This is a genomic window from Mycobacterium sp. 1245852.3 (genome assembly GCF_001669335.1).
Lineage (GTDB): Bacteria > Actinomycetota > Actinomycetes > Mycobacteriales > Mycobacteriaceae > Mycobacterium > Mycobacterium europaeum_A.
In genome coordinates, this window is the sequence record NZ_LZLL01000568.1 from 1 (window position 1) to 15,308 (window position 15,308).

At 70.4% G+C, this 15,308-nt stretch carries 14 protein-coding genes and 1 pseudogene; 4 read left to right on the forward strand and 11 right to left on the reverse strand.

Annotation, left to right across the window (positions count from 1 at the left end; all coding sequences use genetic code 11):
- Positions 1-136: 136 nt before the first annotated feature.
- From A9W96_RS26570 to A9W96_RS26580, 3 genes are read right to left on the reverse strand one after another with little or no spacing between them, the layout of a single operon-like run.
- Positions 137-1,099, reverse strand: coding sequence for an ABC transporter permease (locus A9W96_RS26570; RefSeq protein ID WP_067144279.1), 963 nt, complete (start codon positions 1,097-1,099; stop codon positions 137-139).
- Positions 1,100-1,103: 4 nt separating this feature from the next.
- A complete protein-coding gene (locus tag A9W96_RS26575; RefSeq protein WP_067144281.1) occupies positions 1,104-2,696 on the reverse strand; it encodes an ABC transporter substrate-binding protein in 1,593 nt (530 codons plus the stop codon).
- 10 nt (positions 2,697-2,706) lie between these two features.
- Entirely contained in the window at positions 2,707-3,918 is a 1,212-nt protein-coding gene (locus A9W96_RS26580; protein WP_066863496.1) for an acyl-CoA dehydrogenase, read from the reverse strand.
- A 200-nt stretch (positions 3,919-4,118) separates the two neighbouring features.
- On the opposite strand from A9W96_RS26580, the gene A9W96_RS26585 reads away from it, so the two are divergent.
- The 3 genes from A9W96_RS26585 to A9W96_RS26595 are packed head-to-tail and all read left to right on the forward strand — an operon-like array spanning position 4,119 to position 7,432.
- The gene (locus A9W96_RS26585; protein WP_067144283.1) at positions 4,119-5,045 is read left to right on the forward strand and encodes a luciferase; all 927 of its coding nucleotides are present in this window, start codon (positions 4,119-4,121) and stop codon (positions 5,043-5,045) included.
- A gap of 35 nt (positions 5,046-5,080) precedes the next feature.
- Positions 5,081-6,325 (forward strand): NtaA/DmoA family FMN-dependent monooxygenase, encoded by a 1,245-nt coding sequence (locus A9W96_RS26590; protein ID WP_067144297.1) that lies wholly within the window; start codon positions 5,081-5,083, stop codon positions 6,323-6,325.
- A 21-nt stretch (positions 6,326-6,346) separates the two neighbouring features.
- A complete protein-coding gene (locus A9W96_RS26595) occupies positions 6,347-7,432 on the forward strand; it encodes an LLM class flavin-dependent oxidoreductase (protein ID WP_067144285.1) in 1,086 nt (361 codons plus the stop codon).
- A 5-nt stretch (positions 7,433-7,437) separates the two neighbouring features.
- Here A9W96_RS26595 and A9W96_RS26600 read toward each other — a convergent pair whose 3' ends face one another.
- From A9W96_RS26600 to A9W96_RS26625, 6 genes are all read right to left on the reverse strand, one after another.
- A complete protein-coding gene (locus tag A9W96_RS26600) occupies positions 7,438-7,869 on the reverse strand; it encodes an A24 family peptidase (RefSeq protein WP_067144287.1) in 432 nt (143 codons plus the stop codon).
- A gap of 10 nt (positions 7,870-7,879) precedes the next feature.
- A complete protein-coding gene (locus A9W96_RS26605; protein WP_067025475.1) occupies positions 7,880-8,719 on the reverse strand; it encodes a shikimate dehydrogenase in 840 nt (279 codons plus the stop codon).
- Positions 8,694-9,941, reverse strand: a complete 1,248-nt coding sequence (mltG, locus tag A9W96_RS26610; protein ID WP_067144289.1) for an endolytic transglycosylase MltG — start codon at positions 9,939-9,941, stop codon at positions 8,694-8,696. Before mltG ends, A9W96_RS26605 begins: the two co-directional genes overlap by 26 nt.
- A complete protein-coding gene (gene ruvX, locus A9W96_RS26615) occupies positions 9,934-10,440 on the reverse strand; it encodes a Holliday junction resolvase RuvX (protein ID WP_067144291.1) in 507 nt (168 codons plus the stop codon). Before ruvX ends, mltG begins: the two co-directional genes overlap by 8 nt.
- Positions 10,441-13,143: an alanine--tRNA ligase gene (gene alaS / locus A9W96_RS26620; protein WP_067144293.1), complete on the reverse strand. Its 2,703-nt coding sequence runs from the start codon at positions 13,141-13,143 to the stop codon at positions 10,441-10,443.
- A 129-nt stretch (positions 13,144-13,272) separates the two neighbouring features.
- Positions 13,273-13,662, reverse strand: coding sequence for a secondary thiamine-phosphate synthase enzyme YjbQ (locus tag A9W96_RS26625; protein ID WP_197499663.1), 390 nt, complete (start codon positions 13,660-13,662; stop codon positions 13,273-13,275).
- Positions 13,663-13,839: 177 nt separating this feature from the next.
- Here A9W96_RS26625 and A9W96_RS26630 point away from each other — a divergent pair, with 177 nt between their 5' ends.
- Positions 13,840-14,463, forward strand: a complete 624-nt coding sequence (locus A9W96_RS26630) for a hypothetical protein (protein WP_066876286.1) — start codon at positions 13,840-13,842, stop codon at positions 14,461-14,463.
- A 19-nt stretch (positions 14,464-14,482) separates the two neighbouring features.
- Here A9W96_RS26630 and A9W96_RS26635 read toward each other — a convergent pair whose 3' ends face one another.
- Both A9W96_RS26635 and A9W96_RS26640 read right to left on the reverse strand, forming a co-directional pair.
- The gene (locus A9W96_RS26635; protein ID WP_066863527.1) at positions 14,483-14,818 is read right to left on the reverse strand and encodes a hypothetical protein; all 336 of its coding nucleotides are present in this window, start codon (positions 14,816-14,818) and stop codon (positions 14,483-14,485) included.
- Positions 14,815-15,308 (reverse strand): annotated as a pseudogene (locus A9W96_RS26640) (replication-associated recombination protein A); the annotation flags it as partial. The gene A9W96_RS26635 and the pseudogene A9W96_RS26640, both read right to left, overlap by 4 nt.

Genomic DNA, 15,308 nt, shown 5'->3' on the forward strand with positions numbered 1-15,308 from the left:
CCCTTCACCGGGTTTCGCTCGGTGAACAGCCCGGGGGCGACCGCCCATGCGGCGACGAGGATCAGCAGCGCCGCGGACAGCCGCACCGACCAGGACGCCGAACGCCGCGCGCGGCGGGCCGGCGCCGCGACCGCGCTCATCCGAACCTGCCCAGCCGGGTGGTGAATCCGCGGCGCTGCGACTTGGTGACGCGCGGGTCCAGCAGCGGGTAGATCAAGTCGACCACGAGGTTGGCCGCCACGATGACCACCGCGGTCAGCAAGACCAGACCCTGAATGAGCGAGATGTCCTGGTTGGAAACCGCCTGCAGCAGTACGGCTCCCAAGCCGGAACGGGAGAACACGGTTTCGGTGACCACCGATCCGCCCAGCAGCGCACCCACCGTCGTCGCGGTCACCGTCAGCGCCGGCGCGGCGGCGTTCTTCAGCACGTGCCTGCGGATCACCCACCCCGGCGTGCCGCCCTTGGCGCGCGCGGTGTTGACGTGCGGAAGCGCCAGGGTGGCATCGATGTTCTTGCCCAGCACCTGCGCGATCGGTGCCGAGATGGGCACGGCGAGCACCAGCGCCGCGACCAGCAGCGAGGTCACGGATCCGTCCGGAAACAACGAGATCAGCCTGAGTTGCACCGAAAAGACTTGCAGCACCACCAATCCCAGCCAGAACGTCGGGACGGCGCCGAACAGCGGCGGGATCGCGCGCACCACCGACTTCACGGGCGCGCAGGTGGTCGCCAGCGCCGTGATCGCCGCGGCGAACAGCAGCGCGAACGCGGTCGCCGTGGCCGCCAACTTCAGCGTCTCGCCGATCACCCCGCCGATGCGGTCGGTGACGGACTGACCGCTGGACAGTGAGAAGCCGAAATGCCCGTGCAGCACCTGATTCAGCTGGGAGAAGTACTGCACCCACAACGGCCGGTCATAGCCGTAGAACGCCCTGACCTGGATGACGATGTCGGGGTTGAAATAGCCCTCGCCCTTGGCCACGAAGATCGCCGCGGGATCGGTCGGCAGGATGCTGACCCCCCAGAAGACGACGGTGAAGGCCACCAGCAGCACGATCGCCGACTGGCCGACGCGGGTGAGGATGTAGGTGACCACCGCGTCAGGCCTTCCACGCGCTTTGCAGCAACGGCTCGGTGTAGCGGGTGAACTCGACGTGGACGTTCGGCGCGGCGGCATGAACCTGCACCTCGTCCCAGAGCACCAACGCCAACTGGTCGTCGATGATCTTGCGCTGTTCGCGAGCGACGATGGCTTTGAGCCGGGCGGGGTCGGTCTCTTTGAGTTCTTCCTCCGACAACGTCAACAGATCGTCGTTCTTGGCGAATGTCAGGTTGCTTTTCGCGCGGCCGAACAGCAGGCCCAGGCCGATGTTGTACTGGATTCGGGTGCCGAACAACGGAGTCGACTGTTGGCTGCTGGAGGCGTTGAAGAACGTCGTATCGCCCGCCCGGTTCTGCAGGACGACGCCCAGTTCCCGCCACTGCGATTCGATGAACTCGAACGCCGGGCGAAACACCACGCTCTGGTTGGACGCCGCCAGCGTCAGATTGAGCTTCTTGCCGTCCTTTTCGCGCACCCCGTCGCCGCCGATTCTCCACCCGGCCGCATCGAGCAGGCTGGCCGCCTGCTGCGGCCGGTATCCGATGTCGGCGCTCACGTTGGCGAACAAGGGGTCGTCGTGGCCCAGGACGGAATCGCTGGCCCGATAGCTGTCGGACAGCACGGTATCCACCACCGCTTGGCGGTCGATGCCCAGTTGCAGCGCCCGGCGCACCCGCACGTCGTTGACGACCTGGTTATTGATCCGAAAGCCCACCAGGTTCGCGGTCTCGGCGGGCGCCGCGACCGAGATCACCTGCAGGCCACCCTGTTTGAGTGCGGGTTCGTCGGTGGGCTGGATTCCGCGCGCCACGTCCACCTGATGCGACTGGACCGCACCCGCGCGCAGGCCCGGTTCGGCGATAACCCGGAAAACCACCTTGTCGAGATAGGCGGCGCCCGGGTTCGGCCACGACGACGGCGCCCACGCGTAGTCCGGGCGTTTCTTGAGCACCACCTGCTGGTCGGGAATCTGCGATTGGTAGACGAACGGGCCTGAGCCGACGACGTTTTCGATCTTGGCCTGACGCTGGTAGTCGAGGGCCAGCGTCGACGGCGCGCGGATCCCGGCGCGGCTGTAGGACAAGACCTTGTAGAAGTTCGTGTTGGGGCGGTTGAGGAACACGGTGACGACGTTTCCGCTGACCTCGCTGCGGTCGTAGCCGACGAAGTCGGCGAAGGCCGGCATCTTCTTGCCCGGGTCGCCCTTGCCGAGCTGGTCGAAGTTCGCCTTCACCACCTCGGCGGTCAGCGGTGTCCGGTCGCTGAACGTCACTCCGTTGCGGATCGTGAAGGTGTACCGGGTGGCGTTCTGGTTGCGGGAGAAGGTTTTCGCCAGCCATCCATGTACCGCGTCGGTCTTCGGGTCTACGTACACCACCCGGTCGAGCACCTGGAACATCAGGTTGTTCGCGCTGTAGTTGGCCGCCATGGTGTCGGTGACGAACTGGACATCGGAGTAGGTCAACGTGCCACCGTGCACCGGCGCCCCGGTGGGCCCCGCGCTGGGAGCGTGCCGGTGGCTCGAGCACCCCGCCGCCACGACCGAGAGGACGGCGCCCAGCACCGCCGCGCGCGTCGCTGCCTTCGACATTCGGGCGCGTTTAGAAGAAACTGGTGTCGGGCAGCGCCGCGCCGTTGACGGCGACGTCGCCCAGCACCCGCGCCTTGTAGATGGTCGGGTTGTGCGAGAACAGGGTTCGCAGGTTTCGCCAGTGCCGGTCCAGCAGCGCCGAGGCCTGGATGGCCGACGCGCCCCCGGCGTCGAAGACGCGCGACGCCGCCCGCAGGGCGGGCTCCTGGATCGCGACCTTGACCCTCGCGGCGGCGATCGACGCCGCGGCTTCCAACTCGGGATCGATCCCGGTGTCGCGCGCGGCCTCCAGCGCGGGCGCGAGATCGGCCGCCGCGCTGCGCACCAGAGCGTGCGCGCCGTAGGCCACGGCGTCGATCTCCCCGACGATCTGCAGCAACTGCGGGTCGGCGGTCGGAGTGTCGGTGCTGGCGAAGGTGTAGGTGCGGCGCCGGCCGCGCACCAGGGCCGCGGCATCCGCCGTCAGGCTGCGCAGGATTCCGGCGGCCACCGCGTGCAGGTACAGCTGCACCAGCGCACCTCGGGCGCGGTTCACCCCGATGGTGGCGCCCAGCGGGAAGACTTCGTCGGCCGCGACCGCGACGTCGTTGAACACCGTTGTGCCGCTTCCGGTTTGACGCTGACCGATGCCGTCCCAATCGTCGAGGTGCTCGACGCCGGCCCGGTCCACCGGAATCACCACGGCGGTCGGGGCGCCGTCGTCGTCCTGCGCGGTGATCCGCAGGTAGTCGGAGAACTGCGCGCCGGTGCTGTAGAACTTCCTGCCGCGCAACCGCAACCCGTCCTCGGTGGCCACCAGCCGCGTGTCGCGGTTGTTGCCGCCGACGGACTTCTGGCTCTGCTCGGCGTTGGCGCCCCCGATCAGCCCGCCCTCGGCGACCACCGCGATCCAGCGGTCGCTGCCGGGGCGCCGCGGCTTGACCTGCAGCTCCTCGACCAGCGCGTAATGGATCCGCAAAATGTGCGCCAGGTCAGGGTCGGCGGCGGCCAGCGCGACGAGATAGTCGAAGAACTCCGGCGCCGTGAAGCCGGCACCGCCGAGTTCGCGGGCCAACCGCACCGCGCCCAGCCGATGGTCGCGAACAAGCTTGAGCCCACGCAGCGGCGGTTCCGTCGCACCGTCGGCCAACCGCAGACGATAGTCGGCGGCGATCTCGGCGAGTACGTCGCCGATCGCCGCGGGGTCTGCGGGTGTGTCGTGCCGGTGAACTCCAACGGGCATGTGTGACAAAGCCTTCCGGATGCGTCCGTGCCGCGGCGATTCACGGCAACCAGCCCCAGAACCTATGCGCCGCCGGCCGATGCCGACAACGGTTTATAGCGTCACAATTTTTAAGCGGAATGGCGCGTGGTCAGCCATCTTCGGGTCGGCGCCGCGCGCGGCGGTTGCATCGCGCGTGCGCCGACGTAACGTCGTGACTCATGCCTGCCACGCTGTCCGTCGGGATCGAGGTCGCCGGCGATGGGACCGGCGGCCAGTCGCCGGCGCGCGGCGTCGCCGGGCTGGCACATCGCCTGGAATCCGCCGGTGTGCACTACTGGGTGATCGGCGCCGACCGCTCCGAACCGTCCGACGCCGTCGCCCTGGACGCCTCGCTGGTCGCCACCGTCGCGGCCCGGCACAGCACCACGCTGGGCCTGGTGGTGGCCGCGTCCGTGCATCGCGACCACCCCTATAACCTGGCTCGCCGGCTGCTGTCGGTCGAGCATGCGGCGCCCGGGCGCGTCGGCTGGTTCGCCCTCGATGCCGACCGGCGCATCGGGCTTGACGCCGTCGCCGACACCTGGACCGGCGCCGCCCTCGGCCCGGCGCACACCGCGGCGGCGATCGAGGCGGTGCGGACGCTGTGGCGCACGTGGCCGTATGCGTCGGTGGTGGGCGACCGCGCGACCGGCGTTTTCGCCGACACCGCACAGATTCGGCGCGCCGACGTGCACGGCGCCTATCGCATCACCGGGCCGCTCAACGTGCCCGGTTCGCCGCACGGCGACCCGCCGGTGTGGCAGCGGGGCGGTGTCGCCACCGCGAACGCCGACGTGGTCGTCGTCGAGGACGGCGACCCGGCCCCGGATGGCGCGGTCGTCCGGGTGCGGTCGGTCGGCCATGCGGCGCTGGATCGGGTGGCGGCCACGCCGGGCGCGCGCGGCGTGCTGCTGCGGGTCACCCCTGACTCCCTGCCGGCGGTGCTCGACGATGTGGTCGCCGCGGCGCAACGCCGCGGCGTGCTGGCCACGCCCGGCGCCGGCACGCTGCGACAACGGCTCCGGCTTTCCGAACCCGCCGGCCCCGACCTGTCGGCACATCGCCGCGCCTTCGACGGCGCCCCGAATGCGGGAGCCCGCCTGTGAGCGGCCACCAGCGCCGGCTGACGCTCAATGTCAACGTGTTGAACCTGGGCATTCACACCGCATCGTGGCGGCGATCGGCCGAGGCGCCCACCGCGTTCGCCGACCCCGGCTACTACGTGCGGATGGCCGAGATCGCCGAGCGCGGAACGCTGGACGCGCTGTTCCTGGCCGACGGACCCGCGTTGCGCGATCACCCCGCCCTGCGCCCGTCGCAGGCCCTGGAGCCGAGCGTGATCCTGGCCGCCATTGCGGCGGAGACGGAGCATCTCGGACTCATTGGGACGTTGTCCTCGACGTTCAACGACCCGGTGGAGCTGGCGCACCGGTTGCTCAGCCTCGATCACCTCAGCGGGGGGCGGCTCGGCTGGAATGTCGTCACCACCTATTCCGAGGCGGCCGGCGGCAACTTCGGCCTCGCCGACCTTCCCGACCGGCAAACCCGATACCGGCGCGCCGCGGAGTTCGTCGACGTGGTGCTGGCCCTGTGGCGCGACGCCGCGGCCGGTGCGGGCGGCATCGACCACCGGGGCGAATTCTTCAGCGTCACCGGCTCGTTGCCGCAGGGCCCGTCCCCGCAACGGCATCCGCTGCTGGTGCAGGCCGGCGGCTCGCCGCAGGGCCGCGACCTGGCCGGGCGCGTCGCGGACGCGGTGTTCAGCGCGGAACTCGACCTGGAGGCCGGCATCGAGCACTACCGCTACGTCAAGGACGTCGCCGCCGCGCACGGCCGCGGCCCCGACGCGGTGCGCATCCTGCCCGGACTCATCACCACCATCGGCAGCAGCCGCGCCGAAGCCCAGCGGCGCTACGACGAGCAGAACGCGCTGCTGCCCGCCGGCCACGACGTCGATCGGCTGTCACAGACCCTCGGGGCGGACCTGTCGGGACTTCCGCCGGAGGAACCGATTCCCGCGCGGCTGCTGGGGGCGGTGCCGGATCCGTCGAAGTTCGTTGGCTCGCTGGGCTTTCGGGAATCGGTGGTGCGCCTGGTGACCAGCCGCGGGCTGACGCTGCGGCAGACCCTGCGCGAGTTCAGCGGCTCGGGCCACCGGGTTATCGTGGGAACGCCGGTCGACGTGGCCGACACCATCGAGCGGTGGTTCTGCGCCGGTGCCGCCGACGGCTTCAACCTGATGCCCGACGTCTTCCCCGACGGTCTGGAGGTCTTCGTCGACGAGGTGGTGCCGATTCTGCGGTCCCGCGGCCTTTTCCGCACCTCGTACACGGACAAGACGCTGCGTGAACGGCTCACCGGCGACCGACACGCCGCCGCGGCGTGAACCCAGGAAAGAAGGTGCACCGTGCCCGCCGAGAAGGGTCAATTTCTCTGGTACATACCGAATACCGTCGAGCCGGGCCATCGAGGCGACGACACCGTCGACGGCTGGGGAAGCCTGGACTATTCGGTCGACCTGGCGCTGCGCGCCGAGCAGCACGGCTGGGAAGGCGCGCTGATCGGCACCGGCTGGGGCCGGCCGGACACGTTCACGGTGGCGACGGCGATCGCGGCGCGCACCACCAACTTCGCGCCACTGGTGGCGGTCCGCCCGGGCTATTGGCACCCGGCGCATTTCGCCAGCGCGGCGGCAACGCTGGATCGGCTCAACAACGGCCGGCTGCTGGTCAACGTCGTCAGCGGGGCCGATGACCTGGCCGCCTACGGCGACCCGGAGGTCGACAAGGCGCGCCGCTACGACCGCACCCGCGAATTCATCCGCCTGGTCCGCCGGTTGTGGAGCGAGGACGACGTCACCTTCCTCGGCGAGTTCTACCGTGTCGAACACTCGACGCTGCAGCCGCGCCCGACCGGTGCGGACGAAGGCCGGTACCCGAAGCTCTACTTCGGTGGGGCGTCGGAGGCCGCCGAGCAGGTCGCCGCGACCGATGCCGATGTCCAACTGTTCTGGGGCGAGCCGCTGGACGGCATCGCCGAACGCATCGACAGGCTGAAGTCGTTGTCCGACAAGCTCGGTCGCGAGCACGCACCGCTGGAGTTCGGCCTGCGTGTCACCACCCTGGTGCGCGACACGTCCGAGGAGGCCTGGCGCGACGCCGAGGCGAAGGTCGCCAAGCTGGCCGGCACGCCCACGATGATGCTGCTGCACGACCCGGCGGGGTCCGCGGGCCAGCGGCGGCTGACCGATCTCGCCGGGCGGGGAGAAGTGCTGGACTCCTGCCTGTATACGACGCCGAGCAAATACGGCGGCGAGGGCGCCGGGACGACGTGGCTGGTCGGGTCGGCCGTCGAGGTCGCCGCCGCGCTGCGCAAATACGCCGACCTAGGGGTCACCCACTTCGTGCTGTCGGACACCCCGTACAAGTCGGAGACGGTCCGGCTCGGCGAGCAGTTGTTGCCGCTGCTGCGGCCCACCACCGTCCCGAACTGACGGCCTCAGAGCAGCGCCAGCCCGACGCCCGCCGCGCTGGCCAGACACATCGACGGCCCGTGCGGCACCGTGGCCGTGCCGTCGCCCGGAAGCCGGGCCGCCATCCCCAACGCCGCGGTCAGCAGCGGCGCCCCCAGCGCCGCCAGGAACCATGCGCCCACGCCGAAGCACCCGGTCAACGCGCCCAGGCCGAGGGCCAGCTTGACGTCACCGGCACCCATGGCGCCCCGCGACCCGCAGTGCACGGCGAGGTAGACCGCGGTCAGCGCGACGGTTCCGGCCGCCGCCGGCGCGCCGCGGCCGGCCAGAGCGGCGGCCGCCAGAATCGTCGCGGCCCCGGTCAGCGTCAGCGCGTTGGGCAGCCGGCGCTCCCGGATGTCATAGCCGCTCAACGCCGCCAGCCAGGCCAGCACCAGACACGCCGCCGCAATTCGCATGCGCGGCAGGCTAATCCGGTGCGGCCACCGCGCAAGTCATGGCCTCGCGCGGCGCGGGCCGCCCGGTGAACTGTTCCACCTGCGCGAAGGCCTGGTGCAGCAGCATCTGCAGACCGCTGATCACCCGGCCACCGGCGGCGCTCACCGCGGCGGCCAGCGGCGTGGGCCACGGGTCATAGACGGCGTCCAGCAGCACGCCGATGCGTCCGAAGGTGCCGGCATAGCGCGCGGCCACGTCCGCCGGGATGGTGCTGACCAGCACCTCGGCGCCCGCCACCTCGTCGGCCAGCCCCCCGCCGTCCAGGTCGCAGAACCGGGTCGGCACACCCAGTTCGCCGCCCAGCTCGACCAGCCGGGCCGCCTTGCCGGGGTTGCGGGCCACCACGGTGACGCCGGCGACGCCCAGTTGGGCCAGGCCGGCGACGGCCGCTGGAGCCGTGCCGCCCGATCCACAGACCAGCGCCCATCCAGAGGCCCCGCCCATTGACGCCAACGCCCCACTGACGCCGTCGATGTCGGTGTTGTCGGCCCGCCAGCCGGTCGGCGTGCGGACCAGGGTGTTGGCCGAGCCCACCCGCCGCGCCCGGTCGGTCCGCTCGTCGGCGACGCGCAGGGCGGCGAACTTGCCGGGCATGGTCACCGACAGCCCGACCCATTCCGGCCCGAGGCCGCCCACCACGCCGGGCAGCTGCTCGGCGTCGCACTCGATGCGCTCGTAGGTCCAGTCATCCAGGCCCAGCGCCCGGTAGGCCGCCAGGTGCAACTGCGGGGACTTCGAGTGGGCGATCGGCTTGCCGAGCACGGCCGCCTTGCGCGGCGCCGGGCTAGCGGGGGGTGCTGTCGAGGACACCGTTGTGCTTAGCCAGCTCGATGTTGGCCAGGTGTTGTTGATAGTCGCGGGTGAACAGCGTCGTGCCCTGCGCGTCGATGGTAACGAAGTACAGCCAGTCACCGGGCTGCGGGTGCTCGGCGGCGTTGAGCGCGTCGGTGCCGGGCGAACAGATCGCGGTGGCCGGCAGGCCCTGCGACACATAGGTGTTCCACGGCGTCTTCTGGGCCCGGTCGGCGTCGCTGGTGGCCACCTCGCGGCGGTCCAGCGGATAGTTGACCGACGAGTCGAACTCGAGCGTGTGGTGGGCGTGCAGCCGGTTGTAGATGACCTGCGCCACCTTGGCGAAGTCCTGGGAGTTGGACTCCTGCTGCACCAGCGACGCCACCACCAGGATGTCGTAGGGCGACAGGCCCATGGCCTGGGCGGTGTCCACCAGCCCGGACTTGACGTACTCCTCGGCGCCGGCGCCGATCAGGGTGGCCAGGATGGCCTCGGGCGACGCGGACGGATCGATGTTGAAGGTGCCCGGCCCGATCAGCCCCTCGATGCGGCGGTGGTCCTTGCCGAGTTCACCGACGGGTTCGGTGGCCCATGCCGGCACCGCCAACGCCAAGGGAGAACTGTTGGTGGCGGCGGCCCGCAGGCCTTCCACCGGGACGCAGCGGGTGTCCCCGTCCAGGTCGACGCAGGTGGCGCGCGAGATCAGCGTCAAGATTCCCGGCGTCACCACGTTGGTCTTCATGTCGGTGGTGTCGTCGAGCTGACGGCCTTCGGGGATGACCAGCCGGCCCACCCGGCTCTTCGGGTCGGTCAGCCGCGCGACGGCGTTGGCGGCCGGGATCTCGGTGCGCAGCCGGTAGAAACCCGGTTGGATCGCGTTGATGGCGCTGTTGCCGTGCGCGGCGTTGACGAACGCCCGCACCGTCTTGATGACCTGCTGTTTTTGCAGCGTCTCACCGATGTTGGTGGTCGAGTCACCGGCCTGGACCTGAATCACCAGGTCCCGCTTGCCGCTGCCGGTGTAGTCGTCGCCGGGCCCGAACAACGTGTGCCACAGCTTGGCGCCCGCGAAGACGCCGGCGAGCACCACCACGACGAAGATCGCCAGCGCGACCTTGCCGGCGAAGCGCCGCCGCCGGCGGCCCCGCTCGGCCTTCCGGGCGACCCGGCTCGACTTGCGCCCCGACGGCGCGCCCACCGCCTCGGGCTCGGCCCGTTCCCGCCGTGCGCTGTCAACCATCGCTGAGCTCCCCCGCCACCGCCGCGCGGCGCTGATCCAGCCAACTCTGCAGGATCGCCACCGCCGCGGCCTGATCGATCACCGCACGCTGTTCTTTGGCCCGCATCCCGGCCGCGCGCAGCGAGCGCTGGGCGGCCACGGTGGTCAGCCGCTCATCGGCCAGCCGCACCGGCACCGGGGCGATGCGCCGGGCCAACGCGTCGGCCACCTCGATCGCGTCGAGGGCCGACGGGCCGGTGCGATCGGCCAGCGTGCGCGGCAATCCGACCACCACCTCGACGGCTTCGTACTCGGCGACCAGCGCGGCCAGCCGCCGCAGGTGCTTGCCGTTGCGGTCGCGGCGCACGGTCTCCACCGGGGTGGCCAGGATGGCGTCGGGGTCGCTGCAGGCCACGCCGATGCGCACGCTGCCCACGTCGATGCCGAGCCGTCGTCCCCGGCCGGGGTCCTGGTGAGGATCGCCGGGCCGGTCAGGCGAGCGGTGCTGTGTCAAGACCACTCAATCGACCCGCGCTATCACGGCGATCTCGGACCGTACCGCGTCGAGCGCTGCGTCGATGCCCGCCGGATCCTTGCCGGATCCCTGCGCCAGGTCCGCCTTGCCACCGCCGCGGCCGTCGACGGTCGCCGCGAGCTGCTTGACCAGGTCGTTGGCGCGAAGCCCCAGGTCCTGGGCGGCCGGATTGGCGGCGACGGCGTAGGGCACCGACCCGCCCTCGCCCTCGGCGATCAGCGCGACCACCGCGGGATCGCTGCCCAGCTTGCCGCGAATGTCGCCGACCAGGGAGCGCAGATCGCCCGCCGTCATCCCGCCGGACATCCGTTGCGCCACCACCCGGACGTTACCGATGCGCTCCGCGCCCGCCGCGGCGTTGGTCGCGGCGGCCCGGGCGCCGGCCAGCCGGGCGCGTTCGAGTTCCTTTTCCGCCGCCTTGAGGCGCTCCACCAGGTTGGCCACCCGGGCGGGCACCTCGTCGGAGGGCACCTTCAGCGACGACGCCAGCCCCGCCATCAGCGCGCGTTCCTTGGCCAAATGCCGGAACGACTCCAGCCCGACGTAGGCCTCCACCCGGCGCACCCCGGAACCGACCGAGGATTCGCCCAGGATGGTCACCGGCCCGATCTGCGCCGAGTTGTGCACGTGGGTTCCACCGCAGAGCTCCAGCGAGAAGGGGCCGCCGATCTCCACCACGCGCACCTCGTCGGGGTAGGCCTCGCCGAACATGGCCATCGCGCCCATCGCCTTGGCCTTCTCCAGCTGCTCGGTGAACGTGTGCACCTCGAAGTCGGCCTGCACGGCCTGGTTGGTCACCTCTTCGACCTGGGTGCGCTGCTCTTCAGACAGCGGCCCCTGCCAGTTGAAGTCGAACCGCAAATAGCCGGGGCGGTTGAGCGAGCCGGCCTGAACGGCGTTGGGGCCCAGCACCTGTCGCAGGGCCGCGTGCACCATGTGGGTGCCGGAGTGGCCTTGGGTGGCGCCGCGGCGCCACTGCGGGTCGACCGCCGCGACGACGGTGTCGCCCTCGACGAACTCGCCGGACTCGACGTTGACCCGGTGCACCCACAGGGTTTTGGCGATCTTCTGCACATCGGTGACCGCGGCGCGGGCGGTCTCGCCGGCGCCCGTTCCGCTGATGGTGCCCTCGTCGGCGATCTGGCCGCCGGCCTCGGCGTACAGCGGCGTGCGGTCCAGCACCAGTTCGACGCGGTCGGCCCCCTCGGTGCCGTGGGTGACCACCGGAACCCGCTTGCCGTCCACGAAGATGCCCAGAATCCTTGCCTCGGAAGTCAATTCGTCAAAGCCGGTGAACTCGGTCGGCCCGGCGTCGACCAGCTCGCGGTAGGCGGTCAGGTCGGCGTGGGCGTGTTTGCGCGCGGCGGCGTCGGCCTTGGCGCGCCGGCGCTGCTCGGCCATCAGTTCCCGGAAGCCGACCTCGTCCACGTGCAGGCCGGCCTCCGACGCCATCTCCAGCGTGAGCTCGATCGGGAATCCGTAGGTGTCGTGCAAGGTGAAGGCGTCCGCGCCCGAAATCGACTTCGCGCCAGAGGATTTGGTGGTGCCGGCCACCTCGTCGAACAGCTTCGAGCCCGCCGCCAGCGTGCGGTTGAACGCGGTCTCCTCGGCGACGGCGATGCGCCGGATCCGGTCGAAGTCGGCGACCAGCTCAGGGTACGACGGCCCCATCGCGTCGCGCACCGTGGCCATCAGGTCGCCGACGATGGGCCCCTCGATGTCGAGCAGCCTGGCCGAGCGGATCACCCGGCGCAGCAGCCGGCGCAGCACGTAGCCGCGGCCGTCGTTGCCGGGCGTGACGCCGTCGCCGATCAGGATGGCGGCGGTGCGGCTGTGGTCGGCGATCACCCGGTAGCGCACGTCGTCGTCGTGGTTGCCCACGTCATACCCGCGGGGCGCCCGGGCGGCGGCGGTGTCGATGACCGGGCGCAGCAGGTCGGTCTCGTAGACGTTGTGCACGCCCTGCAGGATGAACGCGACCCGCTCCACGCCCATGCCGGTGTCAATGTTCTTGCGCGGCAACGGCCCCAGGATCTCGAAGTCGGCCTTGCCGGTGCCCTCGCCGCGCTCGTTCTGCATGAACACGAGATTCCAGATCTCGATGTAGCGGTCCTCGTTGGCGATCGGGCCGCCCTCGATGCCGAACTCCGGCCCGCGGTCGTAGTAGATCTCCGAGGACGGGCCGCACGGGCCGGGGATGCCCATCGACCAGTAGTTGTCTTCCATGCCGCGGCGCTGGATGCGATCGGAGGGCAGGCCGGCGATCTCCTGCCACAGCTGCACGGCCTCGTCGTCGTCGAAAAAGACCGTCGTCCAGATGCGTTCGGGATCCAGGCCGTAGCCGCCCTGCTCGACGCTGTTGGTCAGCAGGGTCCAGGCCAGCTCGATGGCGCGGCGCTTGAAGTAGTCGCCGAACGAGAAGTTGCCCGCCATCTGAAAGAACGTGTTGTGTCGGGTGGTGATACCGACCTCGTCGATATCGGGCGTGCGGATGCACTTTTGGATGCTGGTGGCGGTCGAGTACTCGGGAGTGCGCGCGCCCAGGAAGTAGGGCACGAACTGCACCATGCCCGCGTTGACGAACAGCAGGTTGGGGTCGTCGAGGATCACCGATGCGCTCGGCACCTCGGTGTGGCCCGCCTTCACGAAATGATCAAGAAACCGCTTCCTGATCTCGTGTGTCTGCACTTTCCAGCCCGCTTCTTTCCGTTACTTCGACGTCTGGCTCCCAGCCTATTCGCCGGGTGTGAGAAGCCCATCTAACGACGCATTTCGACCGCTCACAGTACCTGCCCCGGCGCGCCGGGCGTCCGGCCGCTAACCCTCCAGAAAGCTCAGCCGGACCGAGCGTTGGGGGTTGTCCCGGTTCAGGTCGACCAGGACGATGCTTTGCCACGTGCCCAGCATCGGCTCCCCGCCCGAGACCGGCACCGTCACCGACGGCGCGACGAGCGCCGGCATCACATGGTCGGCGCCGTGGCCCGGGGAGCCGTGCGAGTGCCGGTACCGGTCGTCGCGCGGCAGCAGCCGTTCCAGCGCGTCGACCAGGTCGTCGTCGGAACCGGCACCCGTCTCGATGATGGCCACCCCCGCCGTGGCGTGGGGGACGAACACGTTGCACAGGCCGTCCCCGCGCGACCAGCAGAACCCGCGCACCGCCTCGGTGAGATCGACGATGCGGCGGCGCGAGGTGTCCACGTCCAACACATCGGTATGCACCCGGACAAGCCTACGGCCCGACCGTCGCGACCAGCCAATCGTTTGTGAGCGCGGCCACAGTTGGGCATTGCGGCACGCAACCGGCAGGAGGAAGGTAACTGGTGGGACCGGTGGCGCCACCGGGTCCCGTTAGTTGTCAAGCCCCGACACAGAGAGGGGTCGACCGTGTACGCACGTTCCACCACCATCCAGGCGCAACCCCTGTCGGTCGACATCGGAATTGCGCACGTTCGCGACGTCGTCATGCCCGCCCTCACCGAGATCGACGGGTGCGTGGGGCTGTCGCTGTTGGTCGACCGGCAATCCGGCACCTGCATTGCGACCAGCTCGTGGGAGACCATCGAGGCGATGCGCGGCAGCGCCGAGCGGGTCGCGCCCATCCGTGACCGGGCCGCGCTGATGTTCGACGGCAGCGCGCGGATCGAGGAATGGGACATCGCCCTGCTGCACCGCGACCACCCGTCCCGACAGGGTGCGTGCGTGCGCGCCACCTGGCTCAAGGTGGTGCCGGATCAGCTCACCCGGTCGCTGGACTTCTACCGGTCCTCGGTGCTGCCCGAGCTGGAGGACCTCGACGGGTTCTGCAGCGCCAGCCTGCTCGTCGACCACCCCGCGTGCCGCCGGGCGGTCACCTGCTCCACGTTCGACTCGATGGAGGCGATGGCCCGCAACCGCGACCGGGCCAGCGAACTGCGCAGCAGGCGGGTGCGCGAGCTGGGCGCCGAGGTGATCGACGTGGCCGAGTTCGAACTGGCCATCGCCCACCTGCGGGTGCCCGAGCTGGTCTAGCCGGGCAATCAGGCTGGGCCTAGGGCAAGGCGTCGCCGGGGAACCCGCGGCAGGCGTGCACCTCGTAGGTGAAGACGCCCGCGGCGACCCCGGGGTCCTCGCTCATGATCCCGGTGGTCTCGTCGACCGTCGCGGCGAAGACTCCGACGCCGCAGACGTCGGACTCGTCGCTGACCGGCAGGACCACCGCGAGCACCCCGTCGTCGCGCAGCCCGAAATTGCGCCGGCCGTGCTCCCAGATCACGCCGACCGACGACTCGTCGCCGAACCTGGGGCCGCGCTTGAGGATGACGACGCTGTAGGGCTTGGCGGTGGGCAGCAGCCGGCCCATCTCCTCGTCGGTGAAGACCTTCATGACCGTCCCCTCTTGTTGCGGATGATCGCGCGCAATCGGTCCAGCCGGCCGGCCATTTCGCGTTCACCGCCGCGGCCGGTGGGGCGGTAGTAGTCGACACCGACCAGCTCGTCGGGTGGATACTGTTGCGCGACAACGCCATCCGGGTGATCATGCGAGTACTTGTAGCCCTGCGCGTTGCCCAGCCCGGCGGCGCCCGAATAGTGCCCGTCGCGCAGGTGCGGCGGAACCAGTCCGGCCTTGCCGGCCCTGATGTCGCTCATCGCCGCACCCAGCGCCGTGGTGACCGCGTTCGACTTCGGCGCGGTGGCCAGATAGACCGTGCAGTGCGCCAGGGTGAGCTGCGCCTCGGGCATGCCGATCAGCGCGACGGTCTGCGCGGCCGCGACCGCCACCTGCAGCGCGGTCGAGTCGGCCATGCCGATGTCCTCGCTGGCCAGGATCATCAGCCGGCGCGCGACGAACCGCGGGTCTTCCCCGGCGACCAGCA